18 protein-coding genes are annotated in these 18,724 nt (G+C 68.1%); 11 read left to right on the plus strand and 7 right to left on the minus strand.

The genetic code is table 11. The features are described from left to right. Window positions 1-192: 192 nt before the first annotated feature. Window positions 193-408, plus strand: coding sequence for a hypothetical protein (locus ASD37_RS10800; protein WP_056550928.1), 216 nt, complete (start codon window positions 193-195; stop codon window positions 406-408). A 17-nt stretch (window positions 409-425) separates the two neighbouring features. On the opposite strand, the gene ASD37_RS10805 is transcribed toward ASD37_RS10800, so the two are convergent. The 3 genes from ASD37_RS10805 to ASD37_RS10815 are packed head-to-tail and all read right to left on the minus strand — an operon-like array spanning window position 426 to window position 3,522. Further along, entirely contained in the window at window positions 426-1,253 is an 828-nt protein-coding gene (locus tag ASD37_RS10805; RefSeq protein WP_082570061.1) for a S9 family peptidase, read from the minus strand. Then, complete coding sequence (locus tag ASD37_RS10810) at window positions 1,250-2,617, minus strand: LLM class flavin-dependent oxidoreductase (RefSeq protein WP_082570062.1); 1,368 nt, start codon at window positions 2,615-2,617, stop codon at window positions 1,250-1,252. The genes ASD37_RS10805 and ASD37_RS10810 overlap by 4 nt, the downstream gene beginning before the upstream one ends. After that, window positions 2,614-3,522, minus strand: coding sequence for a MetQ/NlpA family ABC transporter substrate-binding protein (locus ASD37_RS10815; protein ID WP_056550929.1), 909 nt, complete (start codon window positions 3,520-3,522; stop codon window positions 2,614-2,616). The genes ASD37_RS10810 and ASD37_RS10815 overlap by 4 nt, the downstream gene beginning before the upstream one ends. 130 nt (window positions 3,523-3,652) lie before the next feature. Here ASD37_RS10815 and ASD37_RS10820 point away from each other — a divergent pair, with 130 nt between their 5' ends. From ASD37_RS10820 to ASD37_RS10865, 10 genes are read left to right on the plus strand one after another with little or no spacing between them, the layout of a single operon-like run. Beyond that, window positions 3,653-4,669 (plus strand): methionine ABC transporter ATP-binding protein, encoded by a 1,017-nt coding sequence (locus ASD37_RS10820; protein WP_056550930.1) that lies wholly within the window; start codon window positions 3,653-3,655, stop codon window positions 4,667-4,669. Then, window positions 4,666-5,406, plus strand: coding sequence for a methionine ABC transporter permease (locus tag ASD37_RS10825; protein ID WP_056550931.1), 741 nt, complete (start codon window positions 4,666-4,668; stop codon window positions 5,404-5,406). Before ASD37_RS10820 ends, ASD37_RS10825 begins: the two co-directional genes overlap by 4 nt. 15 nt (window positions 5,407-5,421) lie before the next feature. Next, a complete protein-coding gene (locus tag ASD37_RS10830; RefSeq protein WP_056550932.1) occupies window positions 5,422-6,327 on the plus strand; it encodes a MetQ/NlpA family ABC transporter substrate-binding protein in 906 nt (301 codons plus the stop codon). An 18-nt stretch (window positions 6,328-6,345) separates the two neighbouring features. Further along, window positions 6,346-7,146: a class II aldolase/adducin family protein gene (locus ASD37_RS10835; RefSeq protein ID WP_082570063.1), complete on the plus strand. Its 801-nt coding sequence runs from the start codon at window positions 6,346-6,348 to the stop codon at window positions 7,144-7,146. Between the two features lie 49 nt (window positions 7,147-7,195). Further along, complete coding sequence (locus ASD37_RS10840; RefSeq protein ID WP_056550933.1) at window positions 7,196-7,732, plus strand: hypothetical protein; 537 nt, start codon at window positions 7,196-7,198, stop codon at window positions 7,730-7,732. A gap of 38 nt (window positions 7,733-7,770) precedes the next feature. Next, the gene (gene zwf / locus ASD37_RS10845) at window positions 7,771-9,195 is read left to right on the plus strand and encodes a glucose-6-phosphate dehydrogenase (RefSeq protein WP_056550934.1); all 1,425 of its coding nucleotides are present in this window, start codon (window positions 7,771-7,773) and stop codon (window positions 9,193-9,195) included. Continuing rightward, entirely contained in the window at window positions 9,188-11,029 is a 1,842-nt protein-coding gene (locus tag ASD37_RS10850) for a glycoside hydrolase family 15 protein (RefSeq protein ID WP_056550935.1), read from the plus strand. The genes zwf and ASD37_RS10850 overlap by 8 nt, the downstream gene beginning before the upstream one ends. After that, window positions 11,026-11,649 carry a TIGR03085 family metal-binding protein gene (locus ASD37_RS10855; RefSeq protein WP_056550936.1) on the plus strand — a complete coding sequence of 208 codons (624 nt, stop codon included), beginning with the start codon at window positions 11,026-11,028 and terminating at the stop codon, window positions 11,647-11,649. Before ASD37_RS10850 ends, ASD37_RS10855 begins: the two co-directional genes overlap by 4 nt. 18 nt (window positions 11,650-11,667) lie before the next feature. Then, on the plus strand, window positions 11,668-12,600 hold the full coding sequence (locus ASD37_RS10860; protein WP_056550937.1) for an LLM class F420-dependent oxidoreductase: 933 nt from the start codon (window positions 11,668-11,670) through the stop codon (window positions 12,598-12,600). A gap of 39 nt (window positions 12,601-12,639) precedes the next feature. Further along, entirely contained in the window at window positions 12,640-13,080 is a 441-nt protein-coding gene (locus ASD37_RS10865; protein WP_082570064.1) for a hypothetical protein, read from the plus strand. Between the two features lie 75 nt (window positions 13,081-13,155). On the opposite strand, the gene ASD37_RS10870 is transcribed toward ASD37_RS10865, so the two are convergent. The 4 genes from ASD37_RS10870 to ASD37_RS10885 form a co-directional block, all read right to left on the minus strand. Further along, window positions 13,156-14,661: a dynamin-like GTPase family protein gene (locus ASD37_RS10870; protein ID WP_056550939.1), complete on the minus strand. Its 1,506-nt coding sequence runs from the start codon at window positions 14,659-14,661 to the stop codon at window positions 13,156-13,158. A 35-nt stretch (window positions 14,662-14,696) separates the two neighbouring features. Beyond that, window positions 14,697-16,550 carry a dynamin family protein gene (locus ASD37_RS10875; RefSeq protein WP_056550940.1) on the minus strand — a complete coding sequence of 618 codons (1,854 nt, stop codon included), beginning with the start codon at window positions 16,548-16,550 and terminating at the stop codon, window positions 14,697-14,699. An 85-nt stretch (window positions 16,551-16,635) separates the two neighbouring features. Then, entirely contained in the window at window positions 16,636-17,685 is a 1,050-nt protein-coding gene (locus tag ASD37_RS10880; RefSeq protein ID WP_056550941.1) for an IniB N-terminal domain-containing protein, read from the minus strand. 281 nt (window positions 17,686-17,966) lie between these two features. After that, complete coding sequence (locus ASD37_RS10885; RefSeq protein WP_056550942.1) at window positions 17,967-18,509, minus strand: IniB N-terminal domain-containing protein; 543 nt, start codon at window positions 18,507-18,509, stop codon at window positions 17,967-17,969. Between the last annotated feature and the right edge of the window lie 215 nt (window positions 18,510-18,724).

Below are 18,724 nucleotides of genomic sequence, written 5' to 3' on the forward strand. Positions count from 1 at the left end.
ACAGCCTAGGTCGGGAGCCGCGTCGCCGCAGGCTCGTCCCCCGATCGGTGGACACGGCGTTCATCCGACCCATCCACCAGTCACCCGACAGACTTCGTCCCCGAGCTGAGACATAGTTATCCCATCGCCGGAACACACCGGCCAGCCAGGAACCAAAACAGGCCAAAAGGCCACTCGGACAAAGGAAAAGACATGAACACCATCGCCCGCAGCCTCGTCACCGCCACCTTCGTCGGCGCGGCAGCACTCGGACTCGCCGGAGTCGCCAGCGCCAGCACCTCGACCACCCCGCAGGGCCCCGGCTACTCCTTCAGCCCCGGCACCTACGCCACCCCGGCCCCCACCGTCGGCCCCGGCTGGTACGGCAACCACGGCCCCGCCTACATCGCCCACCTCAACGGCAAGTAGCGGCCTGATGTATTTCGTCAACGGCCGGTCAGCGCGTGCAGGCCCGCGACGCACAGATCCCAGGCCGGCGTACCGACGGTGATCGGGTCGAAGTGATCGCCGTCGAAGGTGTGCAACGTGGTCGTGTCGCCCGCCTTCGACGCCGCGGCGACGAAGCCCTCGGACTGGTCGATCGGCACCAAGGTGTCGGCGGTGCCGTGCACGCACACCGTCGGCACCCCCAGCGGCAGCAGGGCCACGGGCGACGCCGCCTCATACGCCTCCGGGGTGTGCGCGGGCGAACCGCCGAGGTAGGCGTCGACGGCACCGCCACCGAGCCCGTCCGCCGACCCACGCACGAGGTCCAGCACACCCGCCTGAAGCACAGCGCCCGCCAGCGAGACCGTGCCGCCGCGGCGAGCGGCCAGCCACCCCGCCAGTTGTCCGCCAGCCGAATGCCCGAGCGCGACAACGCGGCCGATGTCCAGTCCGGTCGACTGCTCCGCGAGGGCGTCGACCGCCGCCGCCACGTCCTGCCCCGTCTGCGGCCACCCACCTCCGTCGCCGACCCGGCGGTATTCGACGTTGAGCGCCGCGAAGCCGCGCCCCACCAGGTCGGCGGCCAGCGGACGGCCGAGCTCGGCTCCGTAACTCGACCGCCAGTACCCGCCGTGGATCACCACGACCACCGGAGCCGGCGCCGCGCCTGCCGGCAGCGTGAGTTCGGCGTACTGGCTGGGGTGCGGACCATAGGTGAAGCGCATCGCACCATCGTCGTCGCCGCGGGCGCGCGGCGCGCAGCCGGCCACCATCGCCGCCACGCCGCCCGCCGCGGCGATCGCGCGGCGCCGACTCAGTGAGGTCATCCAGAAAGCAAAGCAGACACCACGAGCGCTCCCCGCCGATCGGGGACGCGTGGCAGGCCCAGATGCCCGCGCAGCGTGGCGTGGGTGTACTCGCGCCGGAACAACCCGCGGTCGCGCAGGATGGGGACGACGTGGTCGACGAAGAGTTCCAGACCGGACGGGAACACGTCGGGCATCAGGTTGAAGCCGTCGACCGCGCCTGCGACGAACCACTCCTCGATCGCGTCGGCGAGCTGCTCCGGTGAGCCGACGACCAGCCGATGCCAGGTGATCACGCGGTCGAGGAGCTGCCGGACGGTGAGGCGCTCGCGCCTGGCCAGGTTGACGACGATGTCGCGGGCCCCCTGCGATCCGCCCGCCGACTCGGCGCCGTCGACCAGCCACGCCGGCAGCGGCTCGTCCCATTTCAGCTCGGAGACGTCGACGCTGAGTTGCCCCGCGAGATGGGCCAATCGACCGTCGCCCGACAGCTCGTTCAGCTCGCGGTTGCGGCGCTGGGCCTCCTCCTCGGTGCTGCCGAGCACGAAGGACAGCCCAGGCATGATTCGAATCGCGTCGCGCGGCCTGCCGTGGGCAACGGTGCGGGCCCTCAGGTCGTCGGCGTAGCGCACCGCGTCCGGCAGCGACGCCTGCGCGGCGAAGACGCCGTCGGCGTAGCGCGCTGCGAGGTCGAGGCCGCCCGCGGAGCCGCCGGCTTGGAACAGCACCGGGTGGCCCTGCGGCGAGCGGGGCAGCGTCAGCGGCCCGTCCACGCTGAAGTACTCGCCGCGATGGTCGATCGTGTTGACGGCGCCGATCCGGCCGAACGCTCCGGTCGCCTTGTCGGCGAGCACCGCGTCGTCGTCCCAGGAATCCCAGAGCGCCCGCACGACATCGACGAATTCTGCTGCACGACGGTACCTCTCGCGCCTGTCGGGCTGTCCGGCGGCGTCACCGGACCGCCCAAAGTTGTTCCACGCGTACGGGTCGCTACTGGTCACCACGTTCCACGCGATGCGACCTCGGCTGAGGTGGTCCAGCGAGGCGAACCGCCTCGCGACGTTGTAGGGCTCCTCGAACGACGTCGAGACCGTGCCGATGAGACCGAGATGCGTGGTCACCGACGCCAGCGTCGACAGCAGCACGATCGGGTCAAGCGCCAGCGGCGGCGCGCCCAGCGGTTCCCCCGGGTTCTGGAACAGCGACGGACTGTCGGCCAGAAACAGCGCGTCGAGGGTGCCTCTCTCGGCGGTCTTGGCGAGGCCGATCCAGTACGCCGGATCGGTGAACCACTGCGGATCCGCGCCGGGGTGTCGCCAAGCGGCCGGATGCATGCCGTCGGAGAGGACGTTGACCCCGAGATGCAGTTCGCGGCGGGATGTCACGTCGGCCGCCCCGGCAGCGCGAGCTTCTTGACGTCCGGGTCCTGGGCGATGAAGGTCTGCACCCGAGGGTCCTCGAACGCCTTCACGAGGTTGCGGACGTTGGGCGCGTCGGCGTAGTCACTGCCGACCGTCAGGACCGACGCGAACTCCTCCGGTGAGGTCGGCGCGTAGATCAACTGGCTCTCTGGAACACCGGCGGCGAGAAAGGATTCCGCGTAGCCGACGACCGCGTCGAGGTCCGGCAGCGCGCGCGGCTGGGCCCCGAGGTCGAGCAGGGTGAACGACAGGTTCTTCGGGTTGGCGACGATGTCCTTCTGCGTCAGAGCGGTGATGTCGGCACCGGGCCGCAGCGTGACGAGTCCGGCCTGGGCGAGGTACCAGATCGCCTGTGCGTTGTTGGCGGGGTCGGACGGCAGGGAAAGCTTTGCGCCAGTGGGTATCTGATCGGGGCTGCGGTACTTGTCCGACCAAATGCCGAACACCCAGTGGAAGATCGGCCCCGTCGCGGCCTGCTCGCGGAACCCCGGGTTGGCGTCGAGGACCTGCTGCAGCCAGTGCCGGTGCTGGAAGATGGTGCCGGCATAGCGTCCGTCGCTGATCGCGCTGTTGATCTGGGTGCTGTCTCCCAGCCCGACGGCGGCGACCTTGACGTCGTAATCCGGGGCGATCTCGTCGGCGATGTAGGAGATGATTCGCTTCTCGGCGGGGTTGGAGTCGAGGTACACGACCTCGAGCGTGGCGCCTGCCGTCTCGTTGGCCGACGTCGTGCCGCCCGCACGCGTCACGTAATAGGTTGTCGCCGCGACGATCACGACCACGGCGGCCAGCAGATACGGCCACCGTCGCCTCTTCCTGATGGTGAATCCGTGCTCTGCCGTTCCGGACGCCGCTTCGTCGATGCTCATCGGTGGAAGTGTGGTTCGAGACGGCGCCCGGGGAGAAGCCTTTCCATCACCCTGGCGTCAATTCCCAGGTGCTGCACTCACGCTGATCGCAAAGGTGTTCCATGACAGGCCGTTCTGGGAGCCTTCACCGGTGATCGAACTGACCAACCTGACCAAGGCCTACGGCCGCGGTGACCAGCGGACGGTGGTGCTCGACGGCGTCACCTTCCGCGTCGACGCCGGCGAGATCCTGGCCGTCGTCGGTCCCAGCGGCGCGGGCAAGAGCACGCTGGCGCAGTGCATCAACCTGCTGACGCCGCCGACGTCGGGTTCGGTCGTGGTCAACGGTGAGGACCTGACGACGCTGTCGGCAGGCAAGCTGCGGGTGGCCCGCCGGCGCATCGGCACCGTCTTCCAGGCCGCCGGCCTGCTCGAACGACGCACCGCGGCCGAGAACGTCGCGCTGCCACTGGACTACCTCGGCGTCACGGCGTCGGAGACGAAGCGCCGCGTCGCCGAACTGCTGGACCGGGTCGGCCTGGCCGATCGTGCCGGGCACTACCCGTTCCAACTCTCCGGCGGTCAACGACAGCGGGTTGGCATCGCGCGTGCGTTGGCGCTGCGGCCGTCGGTGCTGCTGTCCGACGAGGCAACGGCCGGGCTCGATCCCGTCACCACCGATTCGGTGGTCGACCTGCTCCGCGAGCTGCGTGACGACCTGAACCTGTCCATCGTCTTCATCACCCACGAGATGGACACCGTGCTGAAGATCGCCGACTCGGTGGCGCGGTTGGACCACGGCAGCATCGTCGAGTCGGGTCGCATCGTCGACCTGCTGACCGACCCGCGGTCGTCGCTGGGTGCCGAGTTGCGCCCGCAACGATCCGACGCCGAACCGGCGGCGGGACAACAGATCTGGAACGTCGTCTACGACGGCACCGACGTGCCCGCCGATTGGATCGCCGTGGCGTCCAAGGACCTGGGGGTGCCGCTGTCGGTCCTCGGGGCGTCCGTCCAAGTGGTGGCCGGCGTCAGCGTCGGCGGGGTGACCCTCGGCATTCCCGTGGAATCCGGCGACGACGTGCGCGACGTGCTGGCCCGGTACGGACTCTCGGCAGATCTCGCCGAGCACTCACCACGGGCTCGTGCGTTGGAGGGCGTCGCATGACCGAGACACTGCTGGCCAACGCGAAGGTCCCGGTCGGCGAACTCCCGGGGCTGTTGTTTCCGGCCCTGGTGGACACCTTGATCATGGTCGGCATCGTGATGGCGATCGTCGTGGTGGTCGGCGTCCCGCTGGGCGCCCTGGTGCACAACCTGGCGCCGGGCGGTCTCTTCGAGAACCCGGGCCTGCACACGGTACTGAGCTGGGTCATCAGCGTGGGCCGGTCGCTGCCGTTCCTGATCCTGATGGCGTCGATCATGCCGTTCACCAGATTCATCACCGGCACCAACATCGGCATCGCGGCAGCGGTGGTGCCAATGTCGTTGGCGGGCATCGCGTTCTTTACCCGAATCGTCGAGAACTCGCTGCGCTCGGTGCCGCCGTCGGCCGTGCAGGTGGCCCGCGCCTCGGGTGGGTCGCCCCTGCAGATCATCCGCACCGTGCAACTCGGCGAGGCCGTCCCGTCGATCATCGGCGGACTCACCATCAACGTCATCGCCATGATCGAGTACTCCGCCATCGCGGGCACCATCGGCGCCGGCGGAATCGGTTATGTCGCAGTCACCTACGGCTATCAGCGATTCGACCAGGGCGTCATGCTCGCCACCATCGTGATCCTGGTGATCACCGTCGCCGCGGTCCAACTGATCGGCGACGCCCTCGTCCGCCTGACCACGCCGCACCGTCGACTTGCCGCCGCCGCGTCCCGCCCGCTCCGCAGACGCGCACCCGCCGTCTAATTCGAAAGGCTCACCATGACAACCACTCCCACCGCATCACCGGAGGCCGACGACCACGGCTTCGAACTGCGCCGACGCCCCAGGTGGATCTGGCCCGCACTCGGACTCGTCGTAGTCGTCGTCGCGGCCGTCACCGTCAAGTTCGTCTTCTTCGGGGAAACCAAGTCCGCCAACGAGATCGCCGGCGCGACCCTGGTCGTCGCCACCAACGAGGGCAACGCCGCCGAGCAGTCGCTCATCGAATACATCGCCAAGGACGTCGCGCCGCGGCACGGCATCAAGGTCGCGTTCCGCGGCCTCGCCGACAGCAACACCATCAACCGAGCCGTCAGCGACGGCGAGGTGGCCGGAACGATCTATCAGCACAAGCTCTGGCTGAGCCAGGTGCTCGAGGCCAATCCGGACTTCCGCGAGACGGCCGCGACGCCGGTCTTCCGGTGGGGCTTCGGCATCTGGTCGGACAAGTACACCGATCCGTCGCAACTGCCCGACGGCGCCAACGTGTCCCTCTACTCGGATCCGGCGAACGAAGCACAGGGGCTGTGGCTGCTGGAGCGGGCGGGGCTGATCACGCTGAACCCGGCGGTCGACAAGTTCCAGGCCACCCAGAAGGACATCGTCGGCAATCCCAAGAATCTCAAGTTCACCCTGCTCGACTTCGCCGCGCAGTCGCGGTCGCTGCCGGACCTCGACGCCGCCGTCGGCTACACCGAGTACTACCTGGCCGCGAAGGTGCCGCTGACGCAGCAGATCTTCGCGCCACCCGCGCCGGACGAGTTCGCGGGACAGCTCACCATCGGCAGCAAGTGGGCCGACACCGACAACGTGAACAAGCTCGTCGAGACGTTCAAGGATCCGGCGGTGCAACAGTTCCTGGCCACCGATCCCAGCGTGAAGAACATCCTGTTGCCGCTCGGGTAGCAGTCGTACGATCAAGCCATGGTCGATACCGGAGTCGAAGACGCCACCAAGCTCGCCGGCGGTAACGTCGCAGCCCTGCTTCCCCGCACCGATCGCACGGTCGAGGAGGAGCGGCTGCACCGCAAGCAGAACCTGGCTGCCGCCTTCCGACTGTTCAGCCGGTTCGGGTTCGACGAGGGCGTGGCCGGGCACATCACCGCCCGCGATCCCGAACTCACCGACCACTTCTGGGTCAATCCGTTCGGGATGCACTTCGGCCACATCCGCGTCAGCGATCTGCTGCTGGTGCGGCACGACGGCGAGATCGTGCACGGGGACCGCCCGGTCAACCAGGCGGCGTTCGCGATTCACTCGCAGGTTCACGCCGCCCGGCCGGACGTGATCGGGGCCGCGCACTCCCACTCGGTCTACGGCAAGACGTGGTCGACGCTCGGCAAGCTGCTCGACCCGATCACGCAGGACGCCTGCGCGTTCTATCAGGATCACGCGTTGTTCGACCAATACTCGGGCGTCGTCCTCGACCTCGAGGAAGGCAAGCGCATCGCGCACGCGCTTGGCGACGGCAAGGCGGCGATCCTGCGCAACCACGGGCTGCTGACCGTCGGTCATTCCGTCGAGGAGGCCGCCTGGTGGTTCATCACCATGGAGCGGTCGTGTCAGGCGCAGCTGATGGCGGAGGCCGCGGGTACTCCCGTGCTCATCGACGACCAGATGGCGGCGCTGACCCGCGGACAGGTCGGGAGCCACTTCGCGGGGTGGTTCAGCTTCCAGCCGCTGTTCGCCAAGATCACCAGGGAACAGCCCGACCTGTTCGACTGAGCGAGTCACTACCGTCACTTCCGTCACAACCTGCGTAGCCTGGACGACGATGGACGTGCGGTGGAAGGTCATGAGCGTGCTCGCTGCGGGCACGCTCCTCGTCGGCTGTCAGTCCACGGTCGACGGCAATCCGCAGGGCAGCGGCCAGAATCCGACCGAGCCGACGTTCCCCACGTCCGCACCGTCACGCTCGAGCCCGACCCCCACGCCGACGACCACGACGCCGATCGCCGCACCCCCGCCCGTGGCCGAGGCGTTGCCGCCGCAGAACGGCTACGTGTTCATCACCACCAAGTCGGGCCAGACCCGATGCCAGATCAACGCGACCGAAGTCGCCTGCGAGGCCCCCTTCACCAGCTCCCCGACGGTCGACGGAGCCCCGGCCAACGGCGTGCGAGTCACCGCCGACGGTCAGCTCAAGTGGGTGCTCGGCAATCTCGGCGACATCCCCGTCGTCCCCATCGACTACCGCACCTACACCGCCCAGGGGTGGACGATCGTCGCAGGAGAAGACGGCACCAAGTTCACCAACGACGGTACCGGCCACGGAATGTTCGTCGCCATCGGCGGTGTCGACGCCTTCTAGACGTTTAGCCAGGGCGCCCCAACGGGAAGAACCCCCCGGTGAAGCATCGCGAGGAACGCCCGGGTCCACACGTCTTCGTTCTCTTCGGTGCCACCGGAGACTTGGCCAAGCGCAAGCTCTTTCCCGGCCTGTACCGGCTGGCTGCCGCGTCACGGCTTCCCGAGGACTACGCGATCATCGGGTCCGGCCGGCACTCCCCCGGTTCCGACGACGAATTCCGCGAGAAGATCCGCAGTGGCCTGCAGGAGTCGGTCGAGGACGTCGACGCCGACGTGCTCGAAGATTTGTTGAGCCGCTTGACCTTTCAGACCTCCGATGCCAGTGAGGACGACGGCGGCAAGGATCTCGGCGCCGCCGTCCGCAAGGCGCACGACGGCCTCGGCGACGACTCGCGCACCCTGATCTATCTCTCCGTGCCGCCGACCGCGATGCAGTCGATGATCGGCATGCTGGGCCGCGAGCACCTGACCGACGACGCCCGCGTCGTCGTCGAGAAGCCCTTCGGCACCGACCTGGAGTCCTCCCGCGAACTCGACGCCGCCCTGAAGGAGGTCGTCAGCGAGGATCAGGTGTTCCGCATCGACCACTTCCTGGGAAAGGAAGCGGTGCAGAACATCCTGGCACTGCGATTCGCCAATGGCCTGATCGAGCCCGCCTGGAACCGCGACCACCTGATCTCGGTGCAAATCGACGTGCCGGAGACGTTGACGGCCGAGGGGCGGGGCGCGTTCTACGAGTCCACCGGCTGCTTCCGCGACATGATCTCCACCCACCTGTGCCAGGTGCTCGGCTTCATCGCCATGGAACCTCCCGTGCACCTCGACCCCACCGCACTGCGCAACGAGAAGGCCAAGGTCTTCGCAGCCATGCAGCCGTTGAACCCCGAACGTGTCGTGTTCGGGCAGTACGAGGGCTACCGCGACGAGGACGGTGTCGCCGACGATTCGAAGGTCGAGACCTTCGTGGCGCTGGAGGCCTTCGTCGAGACCGAACGCTGGCAGGGCGTGCCGTTCCTGCTGCGCACCGGCAAGGCCCTCGGCGCCACCCGCCGCACCGTCACCCTGACGTTCCGCACCCCGCCGATGGGACGGTTCGGCGACAGCGAGTACGGCCCCAATCAGCTGGTGATCGAACTCAGCGACTCACCGGAGTTCGGCGTCAGCCTGATGGCCAAGCGGCCGGGACCTCGAATGGACTTGGTGCCGTTGACGTTCAACCTCGAGATCGCCAAAGAGGATCCGGACGACGTCCCGTTGGAGGCCTACGAGCGGTTGCTGCTCGACGTGATGCGCGGCGACCAGACGCTGTTCACCAGGGCCGACGAGGTCGACCGGCTGTGGGAGATCTGCCAGCCCGTTCTCGACACCCCGCCGCCGACGCTGCCGTACGCTCGCGGTTCGTGGGGCCCCGACGAGGCGATCGAGTTGGCAGGCCCGGAAGGGTGGCACCTGCCCGATGCCTGACGACTGGCCCGCCATCGCGGACCATGGCCTGATCGGCGACCTGCGCACCTGCGCCCTGGTTGCCACCGACGGCACCGTCGACTGGTTTTGCGCACCGCGCTTCGACTCCCCGAGCGTGTTCGGCGCGATCCTCGACACCGAGCGGGGCGGCAGTTGGAGCCTCTCGCCGACGGGTGAGGTCTCGCGCACCCAGCAGTTCTACTTCCCCGACACCGCGGTCCTGATCACCCGGTTCCTCACCCCCGACGGCGTCGCCGAGGTGCACGACTTCATGCCCGTCCTCGGCTCGGGCGATCCCGAGCACCGCCAGCGGCTGGTCCGCAGGGTCAGCGGGGTGCGGGGCACGATCACGATGCGGATGTGCGTCGACGCCCGACCCGATTACGGGCGCGAACGATGCGTCGCCGAAGAGAGTGGCGACGGCGTACTCATCACCGGTGACGGCGTTCGCCTCGGTCTGGTGGCCTCGGTGGACCTGTCCATTGAGGAGAGCGACGACAACACCCGCGTCAGCGCGGAAGTCGAACTATCCCAAGGCGACAGCGCACTGTTCGTGCTCGAGATGCTCAGCGGAGACAACGTGCCGTCGAGCAACGCAGTCGACATGACCGACGACCTTCTGGACGCCACCACGTCGTACTGGCGGTCGTGGTTGCGCCAGTCGCGCTACGTCGGCCGCTGGCGCGAGATGGTGCACCGCTCGGCCATCACCCTCAAGCTGCTCACGCACGAGCCGACCGGTGCCGTCATTGCCGCACCGACCACCAGCATCCCGGAACTCATTGGCGGAAGCCGTAACTGGGACTACCGCTACGTCTGGGTCCGCGACGCCGGCTTCAGCCTGTACGCCCTGCTCCGGCTCGGCTTCACCGACGAGGCCAGCGCGTTCATCGGCTGGCTCTCCGAACGGCTCGGCGAGGAACGCGAGCAGGGCGAAGGCCCGGACAACCTCGGACCGCTTCGGGTGCTCTACGACATCGACGGCAACCGCCCCGTCGAGGAGACCGAGCTCGACCATCTGCGCGGGTACCGCGACTCCAAGCCGGTGCGCATCGGCAACGCCGCGGTCGACCAGCTGCAGCTCGACATCTACGGCGAGCTCATCGACTCGATTTACCTGTTCAACAAGTACGGCGCCGGAATTAGCAGCGACGCTTGGGATGACGTCGTCGACGTCGTCGAATGGGTGATCGAGAATTGGGACCGCGAGGACGCGAGCATGTGGGAGGTCCGCGGCGATCATCGCGCGTACACGACCTCGCGGCTGTTCTGCTGGGTCGCCCTGGAGCGCACCATCCGCATCGCCCGCCAGCGTGGGCTGCCCGGTGACATCGGCGCATGGTCGAAGACGCGCGACGAGATCTACGCCCGCATCATGTCCCAGTCCTGGAACGACGATTTGCAGGCCTTCACCCAGACCGAGGGCGGCACCGAGCTCGACGCCGGGGTGCTGCTGATGCCGATGGTGAAGTTCCTCTCGCCTGCCGACCCGAAGTTCCTCTCGACGCTGGAGGCGGTCGAAAAGGATTTGGTCACCGACACGCTGGTGTTCCGCTACTCGCCGGAAACCGACGGTCTCGACGGCGCGGAGGGCACCTTCTCGCTGTGCTCGTTCTGGTACGTGGAGGCGCTGACGCGGGCGGGCCGCCTCGACGACGCGCAGCTGGCGTTGGAGAAGATGTTCACCTACGCCAACCACGTGGGCCTCTACGCCGAGCAGGTCAGCGCCACCGGCGACCAGGTCGGCAACTTCCCGCAGGCCTTCACCCACTTCGCGCTCATCAGCGCGGCGATCAACCTCGATCGTGCACTCGACACAGGAGACAAGTCATGACAGTCGCCCAGCAGGAGCGCGCCGCGCTCGTCACCACCATGCGCGGCGTCGGCCCGGAACAGCCGACGCTGTGCGGAGATTGGACCACCCGCGACCTGGCCGCCCACCTGGTCATCAGGGAACGTCGACTCGACGCCGCGCCGGGCATCATGGTGCCGAAGTTCGCCGGCTACACCGAGCGGGTGCAGAACCAGGTGGCCGCCGAGAACGACTGGAACGTGCTGCTCGACCAGATCGCGTCGGGGCCGCCGCTCTTGTCGCCGTTCAAGTTGCTCGACCCCTTCGTCAACGTCGCCGAGATGTTCATCCACCACGAGGACGTCCGGCGTGCCGTAATCGGTTGGGAGCCAAGGGCACTCGATGCGACGACGACGTCGTCGCTGGCGAGGCAGGTCAGCCTGATGTCGCGGATGACGATGTCGAAGACACCGGCGCGGGTGACGCTGAAGACGCCCGACGGCACCACGTTGACCACCGTCGGCAAGGGCCCCGCCGTCACGGTGACGGGCGAACCCGGCGAACTGTTGATGTTCATCTCCGGCCGGGATCAAGCCAAGCTGACCTTTACCGGTGACGACGCCGCGGTGAGTGCGGTGCGCGACGGGGAGCGCGGGCTCTAAGCAACTAGGCTCGAACGCATGGACTTCCGCGTTTTCGTCGAACCGCAGCAGGGCGCCACCTACGCCGACCAGTTGGCCGTGGCCAAGACCGCGGAGGCGGCGGGCTACTCGGCCTTCTTCCGGTCCGACCATTACCTGGCGATGTCGGGCGACGGCATGCCTGGGCCGACGGATTCGTGGGTGACCCTCGGCGGCATCGCCCGCGAGACGTCGACGATCCGGCTCGGCACCATGGTCACCTCGGCCACGTTCCGCCACCCTGGCGTGCTGGCCATCTCCGTCGCCCAGGTCGACGAGATGAGCGGCGGCCGGGTGGACCTGGGACTCGGCGCGGGCTGGTTCGAGGCCGAGCACGAGGCGTACGCAATTCCGTTTCCGCCGCTCGGCGTGCGGTTCGACCGCCTCGAAGAACAGTTGGACATCCTCACCGGGATGTGGAGCACTCCGGTGGGTGAGACCTACGACTACAGCGGGACGCACTACTCGATCAAGGAGTCGCCCGCGCTGCCCAAGCCCATTCAGTCGCCGTACCCGCCGATCATCATCGGCGGCGGTGGGCCCAAGCGCACCCCGGCGCTGACGGCGAAGTACGCGACCGAGTTCAACATCCCGTTCGTGGACCTCGAGACCCTCAAGACGCAGTACGCCCGCGTCGAAGCGGCGGTCGAGGCGGCCGGACGCGCGGCGAACTCACTGACGTACTCGGCGGCGTTCGTGGTGTGCGCCGGTCGCGACGACGCCGAGGTCGCCGCCCGCGCCGCGGCGATTGGTCGCGACGTCGACGATCTGCGCAGCAGTTCACCGCTGGTGGGCACGCCCGGAGAGATCGCCGACAAGCTGGACCCGTTCGCCGAGGCCGGCGTGCAGCGCGTGTACCTCCAGGTCCTCGACCAGTCCGATCTCGACCACGTCGAGTTCTTCGCGGCCGAGGTCATCCCGCAACTGGGCTGACGCCACCCGCCATGATCACCCGCGGCTACCATCAAGCCCGTGAAGGACGCCGACCACGACGAGGATGAGGCGCCGTGGCACGAGCGCACGTCGACCGTCGTCGGAGCCAGTGCCGGCGCCATCGCGGTGATCGGGCTGCTGTGGCTGCTCATCTCCTACGTCGTCGGCGGTTCAGACGATCCGGGGACGACGTCGCAGTACTACCCGGATCCCAGCTTCTCCGACCGCAGTTCCGCGTCCACGACTGGGCCATCGGGGGAGACCACCAGTACCGAGACGATCACCAGCACCAGTCCCCCGGTCACCACCGACATCGACCCCGGTGCCACGACGACCAGCGGCACCGACACGTCGACGACGCCGACCACGACGTCGTTCAATCCGTCCAACCTGCCGAGGACCAGGGCGTCGACGACGTATGACGACGGGCGTCAGCGGCCGCGGCTCAACGAGACACGGACGCTGTACCCCCGGCCCTGATCCCCTCGCCGAGTGCACGCTTGTTGTACGCATCGCCCGAGTGACCCCGTAAACAACCGTGCAGTCGGCGCGTGGTCAGCGGCCCTGGGCGGCGAAGTCGGCCACCATCGCCTCGGCGCTGCGGACCGCCGCGCGGCACGCCCTGGTGGTGAACGGGTCGTTGAGCGGGTGATCGGCACGCCGGCGCCACCGCTGCGCCGCGGAGAACGCCGCCCGCGGACCGTCGTAGGGCGCGTCGGATTGCAGGCCGAGGCGGCTGGCGGCGTCGGTACCCGAGCCGCCGATGATTCGTCGCAGCGATGCCATTTCGTCGTCGTTCAACGTCGTTGGGCGCGAACGCAATTGGCTCAGCAGCCGCAGCTCTTCGAACGCGTGGGTGTCGGCGAGCAACGGTTCGATGTCGGCGAGGATGTACGGGGTGGCGTAGATCGGGTTGTCCTCGACCACCCGGCGTAGGGACAGCAGCGCGGTGTGCGCCTTCAGGAGATCCGACCGCTGGGCGAACTGCTGGTCGATCACGTCGCGCAGCGCGATCAGACCGCTGCGCTCGAGCAGCTCGTCGGCGAGCGCAACCGAGTCGGAGATACCCGCCCGCAGCACCGCGATCGAGATCCGGATGCCGAACATCCCGAAGCGCTCGAGCAAGGCCGCGCGGGTGGCGGCGTCTACGGGCAGCGCCTGGCTTCCCTCGTGGTCCTCCCGGACGAACCGGTCCACCGACAGCATCGACTTGGCCAGCTCGCCGGCATCCACCCCGGAGAGCTTCTCCAGCGCGACGAACTCGCTCTGCCGCAACGTCCGCGCGGTCAGCGCGAGCAGCCCCGACACCGGGACGACGGCCTGGCAGATGCCCGTCTTGTCCATCTCCGCGGTGAACCTGGTCGCGACGTCCTTGGCCGACAGCATGGCGTCGATCCGCCCGGCGCCGATCTCGTCGGCCCGCGACGCCACGCCGATCACGCCGAGCGCACCCGACGAGCCGCCGACGAGGGTGCCGATCTGCTTGAGCAGGCCGATGTCCGTCGCGTTGAGCGTGCGCAGCAGGAAGACGACGGCGTCGACGCGCGGGACGCCGTCCTCCGGGACCAGCAGGCGCAGCGTGCGCTCGGAGACGTCTCGTGACAGCGACGACGTGCCGGGGGTGTCGATGATGGTGGTGTCGACCAGTTCGGCGGCAGGCCATTCGACGTCGAGGTCGACGACGTCGTCGGGGTCGAGGCTGGCGAAGTCGAACGTCAGGCCCCGATCCCCCGGGTCGCGGGCGATGGGCACGTTCGACCGTCGGCCGCCGCGGTGGTTGGCGGTGACCTTCGGGGTGGCCCCGTTGCGGAACCACGTGACGATTCGGGTGGCCTCGGTCGCGTCGGTCGGGGCGATGTCCTCGCCGACGAGCGCGTTGACCAGCGTCGACTTACCCGCCTTCAGCGTCCCGGCGAGCGCAACGCGGATGGGCTGGTTGAGTCGCCTGCCGATCCAGTCCAGTTCGTTGTGCACGTCGGGGCGCTCGCGGTAGGCCGGGTCGCTCCGGTAGGCCTGCATGGTGCCGCCAAGGATCGCGCGCACTCGATCACTGGTGCTCATGTCGGTTGCCCAGCTTAGTGACCGCTGCCGAGAAGTTACCCAGCGACGCTTTCCGGCCGTGGCGAAAGGTTGACGGCGTGCTCGGTGACCTGGCGCAGGATGTTGAGCCGACGCTCCAGTTCGCGGACCCTCGTGTCGCGCTCGTCCATCTCCATCTTGGCTGCGGTGAGCGACGCCTGGAGCGACTCGTTCAGTGAGCGGGTGGTCTGGTTGGCGATGTCGCGGTAGTGGTCGCGGAGCTGGCGCTGCACGCCCTTGAGCCGGTCGCGGGATTCCTTGCTGACGATGAAGGACACGTCGTCGACGAAGCGGCGGACGTTGGTCTTGGCCTCGTTGCGCACGCGGAGCATGCGGTTCTCCATGTCCTCCTTGTACGCCTTGCGCCCCAGCACCAGGCCCGCGCCGAGCGAGAGCGGGTTGAACATCCCGAGGCCGGCGAAGGAGGTGAGCATGCCGAACATCAGCACACCGCCGTAGGAACCGCGCATGCCGGTGACGACCTTGTGGCCCTTGCCAATTGGCTTGGCCTCCAGCCTGCTGAGCGACTTCATCTCACCGAGTCCGGCGCCCATGTCGCGGGCGTTGATCTGCGGCATCTTGACCGCGTCGAGCCCGGCCTCGGAGAACGTCCGGCCCACCTCTTGCGCGAGTGCTTCGGCCCGTTGATAGGCCCACACGAAGTTGTCGCCGACGGCGGTGGCGACGGCGTTCTCCAACTCGGCGCCGATCTCGGCCCAGTGCTGGGTGGGGTCGCACCCGTCGACCAGATGTTCGGTGTGCTGGGTGATCGCGCGGAACCTGGCCCGCAGATCGTGGTCGACGTCCGCGGTCAGGTCGTTGATGCCGTCGTTGAGCACCTGCTGCCACAACGCGGTGTGCTGCAACGCATCCTGGGCCTCCTGCTTGCGCCGTTCGAGATCGGCGTTGAGTGCGTCACGGGCCTCGGGGTCGTTGATCGAAGACAGCTCCGTCTCGACGGTCATCGTCAGATGTTCGGCCGCGGAACGAACCTCGGCGAGCACCTGGTCGCGGATGCGGTCGTTCTCTCGGCCGAGGACCTTCTCGCTGAGGAACTTGACGATCGCCGGGAAGTTCGACTCCTCGTTGAGTTCCTTGTCGTTCATCTGAATGGCGTGGCTGCGCAGGACCGAGGACACCGGGGTCACCGGGACCGTCACGCCGGCCCGTTGCAGGTGCCCGACGTTGGCGGCGACGATCTCGCGCCAGTGCGGGTAGAGGTCGGTCTTGGTGGCCAGAATCGTTGCGACCGGGCAGATTTCGACGGCCTGGCGAATGAAGGTCATCTCGGGCTCGGTGAATTCCTGGCTGGTGTCGCTCACCATCAGGACTGCGTCGGCGTCGGGCAGCAGGCCCAGCGTCGCCGACAGGTGCGGCTGACCGTGCCCACCCACCCCCGGGGTGTCGACGAACGCCAGCCCGTTCTGCAGCAGCGGGCTCGGCGCGGTCACCTCGACCCGCAGCACCTCGCGACCCCCGGCCTGCGGCGCCCTGCGCAGGTCGTTGCGGACGTCGGCCATGGGGATCTCGACCTCCTCCGGCTCGGCGCCCTCGCCTCGCGCGACGATCAAGCGGGCCGACGCCTGCTCGCCGTAGGAGACGACCGTCGCCAGCGTGGTGGTCTCGTCGTCACCGACGCGGGCGACGGGAACGTTGAGCAGCGAATTCAGCAGTTGGCTCTTGCCCTGCTTGAGCTGGCCCGCGATGACGACCCTGACCTGGGGGTCGCTGATGCGCTCCTTGGCCATGGCGAGTCGCTCGACGAGGTCGCCGCGCTCGTAGGCCTCGGCGATCTTGGTGCTGTGGTCGATCAACTCGACGATGACCTTGACCTTGCGGGGGTCGTTCGGTTGCGTCGTGGAATTCGTCAAGGGAGGGCTCCTCTTCCGCCGCGGTCAACGGTAGGCGTGACACTGGCGGGGACCCCAGTGGAGTCCCCGCCAGTGTGGTGATCGATCAGAACGCGTCGAGGTGGGTGTCGTTGTGCGACGCCAGATCGGTGTCGTTGTGCGACGCGATGTCCGTCGAGTTGCCCGAGGCCACGTTGCTGGTGAAGCTGTGGTCGTCGACGGTGTTGTCGACGTTCGAGTGGGTCTCGGTCTCGGTCGAGACGTGGGTGTTGACCGAGCTGTCGGTGTGGTTGCCGCTGCCCAGGTCGCCACCGGCGGTGGTCTGGTTGCCGCCCACGGTCGAGCTGGTGGAGTGCGAGGACGTGTCGTTGACGATGATCGACCCGCCGCCACCGCCGTTGCCTGCGTTGGCTTCGTTGCCGCCGTTGCCGATTCCGATGCCGAGCAGGCCGCCACCGCTTGAGCCACCGCTGGCGCCGGCGCTGCCGCCGTGGCCGCCGGACATGTCGTTGTCCTTGATGACGGTGCCCTCGTTGCCGGTGATGATGTCGCCGCCGGAATGCTGCGAGGTGTCGGTGACCTTCGTGTCGTTGCCCTCGCCGATGATGATCGGCGAGTGGCTGCCGCCGTCGATGTAGCCGGTGTTGGCGCTGTTGCCTTCGCCGACGACGTTGCCGTTGCCCTTGACGCTGGTGGTGTCGATGTCGCCGGCGGTGCCGGTGTTGACGACCGCGCCGTCGGTGGCGGAGGTCTTGTTGCCGAGGGTGATGTCGCCGAAGCCGAGGTTGAAGGCGCCCTGCTGCGCGTTGGAGCCCGCGTGCTGGTCGGGGCTGAGCAACGAGGTGTCGTTGTTGCTGGCGAGCTGCGTGGCGTTGTGGCTGGCGAAGTCCGTCTGCGGCGCGAAGGCCGTCTGCGGGGAGAACGCCGTGGGGATGTTGTGGTAGCTCGCGACCGCGCTCTGCAGACCGTAGACCGGGTCGCCGCCACCGAGCAGCACACCGGCGGGCGCCGCGGAGGCGGCGACGGCGGCGAACTGGGAGGCGCTGACGTTCTGCAGGCCGACGGAGCGCAGCGCGCCCTCGGGGTCGGAGATGTAGTTGGCGGCAACTGCCGGGCTGCGGAACAGGTCGAGGATGTAGTCGAGGAGGTTCGTCATGGGAGTGCCTTCCGGTTGTGGAGGTGTAGGTCGTGTCGCCGTGCCTCCGGCGATCTGTTCACTACGTTATGGGCCCGCTGGAACCCCGGAAACGGGGAAGCAACCCCTTGCTCCCGGGGGCCGTTGCGGGGCGACCAGGGGGTGTCCGTTAGGGGATTAGGGGATTGCCGCGGGGGCCGCGCTGCGTGGCGCTGGCCTGCACCGACGACACCCGGAAACGACGACAGCGCGGCCATTGCTGGCCGCGCTGTCGCGAATCGGGTCGTGCTGGTGTCGTCGGGTCAGGTGAAGATGTCGAAACCCGGGTCGTGCGGATGGTCCAGATGACCGTCGACGGGATCGGAGACGTCGTGCTGGCCGAGGTCCGGTGAGCCGGCCGCGTCGTCGACCCGCAGGTCGTCGATGAGGGGCGCGTCGACCGTCGGAACGTTCAGGTCGTCGAAACCGTGGTCGACGATGGTCGGTGTCGAGTCCTCCGGCAGTTCGATGACGTTGGCGACCATGGGGACGTGATCTGCGACGACGTCGCTCCCCTGAATCGGGAGGTGGGCGTCGAAGGCGTCGAAGGCCGCGGTGGCCGCACCACTGGCCCATACGTTGTGGGCCGAATCCAGCAGTGTGTCGGCGCTGGCGGGGACAGCCCCCGACGGCACCACACTCGACATCGACTCCGCGACGACGGGAATCAGGTTGTCGACGTCCACGTGGGTGACGTCGGTCAGGTTGGCGTCGGCGATGGTCTGGGCGGGGTTGGCCGCGTACTGAGCTGCTGCGTCCGGATCGCGCACCAACGACATCACGAAGTCGAGGAGTGAGTTCGCCACGACGTACCTCCTCTTCTCTGCTCGCGGGACCGTGTTGAGACGCCGCGAAGGTGCGGCGGCCGTGGTTCAGCTCGAATGTTATCGGCCCCGGGGGCTGCGGGAATCGGTGCTGAGACCACCCGCGCTTGGTGGGCATTAGGGGCCGACGCATTAGGGGTTCGGAATCGTTAGGGGGATGTGACCCGCCGCCGGGTGGTGCGCCGCTATGGTGAGTG

The organism is Mycobacterium sp. Root135 (assembly GCF_001426545.1).
Taxonomy (GTDB): domain Bacteria; phylum Actinomycetota; class Actinomycetes; order Mycobacteriales; family Mycobacteriaceae; genus Mycobacterium.

Bases quoted from the DNA above. Each gene is read 5' to 3' on its own strand.
- ASD37_RS10800 (WP_056550928.1), top strand. From the start codon at position 193: ATGAACACCATCGCCCGCAGCCTCGTCACCGCCACCTTCGTCGGCGCG.
- ASD37_RS10805 (WP_082570061.1), bottom strand. From the start codon at position 1,253: ATGACCTCACTGAGTCGGCGCCGCGCGATCGCCGCGGCGGGCGGCGTG.
- ASD37_RS10815 (WP_056550929.1), bottom strand. From the start codon at position 3,522: ATGAGCATCGACGAAGCGGCGTCCGGAACGGCAGAGCACGGATTCACC.
- ASD37_RS10825 (WP_056550931.1), top strand. From the start codon at position 4,666: ATGACCGAGACACTGCTGGCCAACGCGAAGGTCCCGGTCGGCGAACTC.
- ASD37_RS10830 (WP_056550932.1), top strand. From the start codon at position 5,422: ATGACAACCACTCCCACCGCATCACCGGAGGCCGACGACCACGGCTTC.
- ASD37_RS10835 (WP_082570063.1), top strand. From the start codon at position 6,346: ATGGTCGATACCGGAGTCGAAGACGCCACCAAGCTCGCCGGCGGTAAC.
- ASD37_RS10840 (WP_056550933.1), top strand. From the start codon at position 7,196: ATGGACGTGCGGTGGAAGGTCATGAGCGTGCTCGCTGCGGGCACGCTC.
- ASD37_RS10850 (WP_056550935.1), top strand. From the start codon at position 9,188: ATGCCTGACGACTGGCCCGCCATCGCGGACCATGGCCTGATCGGCGAC.
- ASD37_RS10855 (WP_056550936.1), top strand. From the start codon at position 11,026: ATGACAGTCGCCCAGCAGGAGCGCGCCGCGCTCGTCACCACCATGCGC.
- ASD37_RS10860 (WP_056550937.1), top strand. From the start codon at position 11,668: ATGGACTTCCGCGTTTTCGTCGAACCGCAGCAGGGCGCCACCTACGCC.
- ASD37_RS10870 (WP_056550939.1), bottom strand. From the start codon at position 14,661: ATGAGCACCAGTGATCGAGTGCGCGCGATCCTTGGCGGCACCATGCAG.
- ASD37_RS10880 (WP_056550941.1), bottom strand. From the start codon at position 17,685: ATGACGAACCTCCTCGACTACATCCTCGACCTGTTCCGCAGCCCGGCA.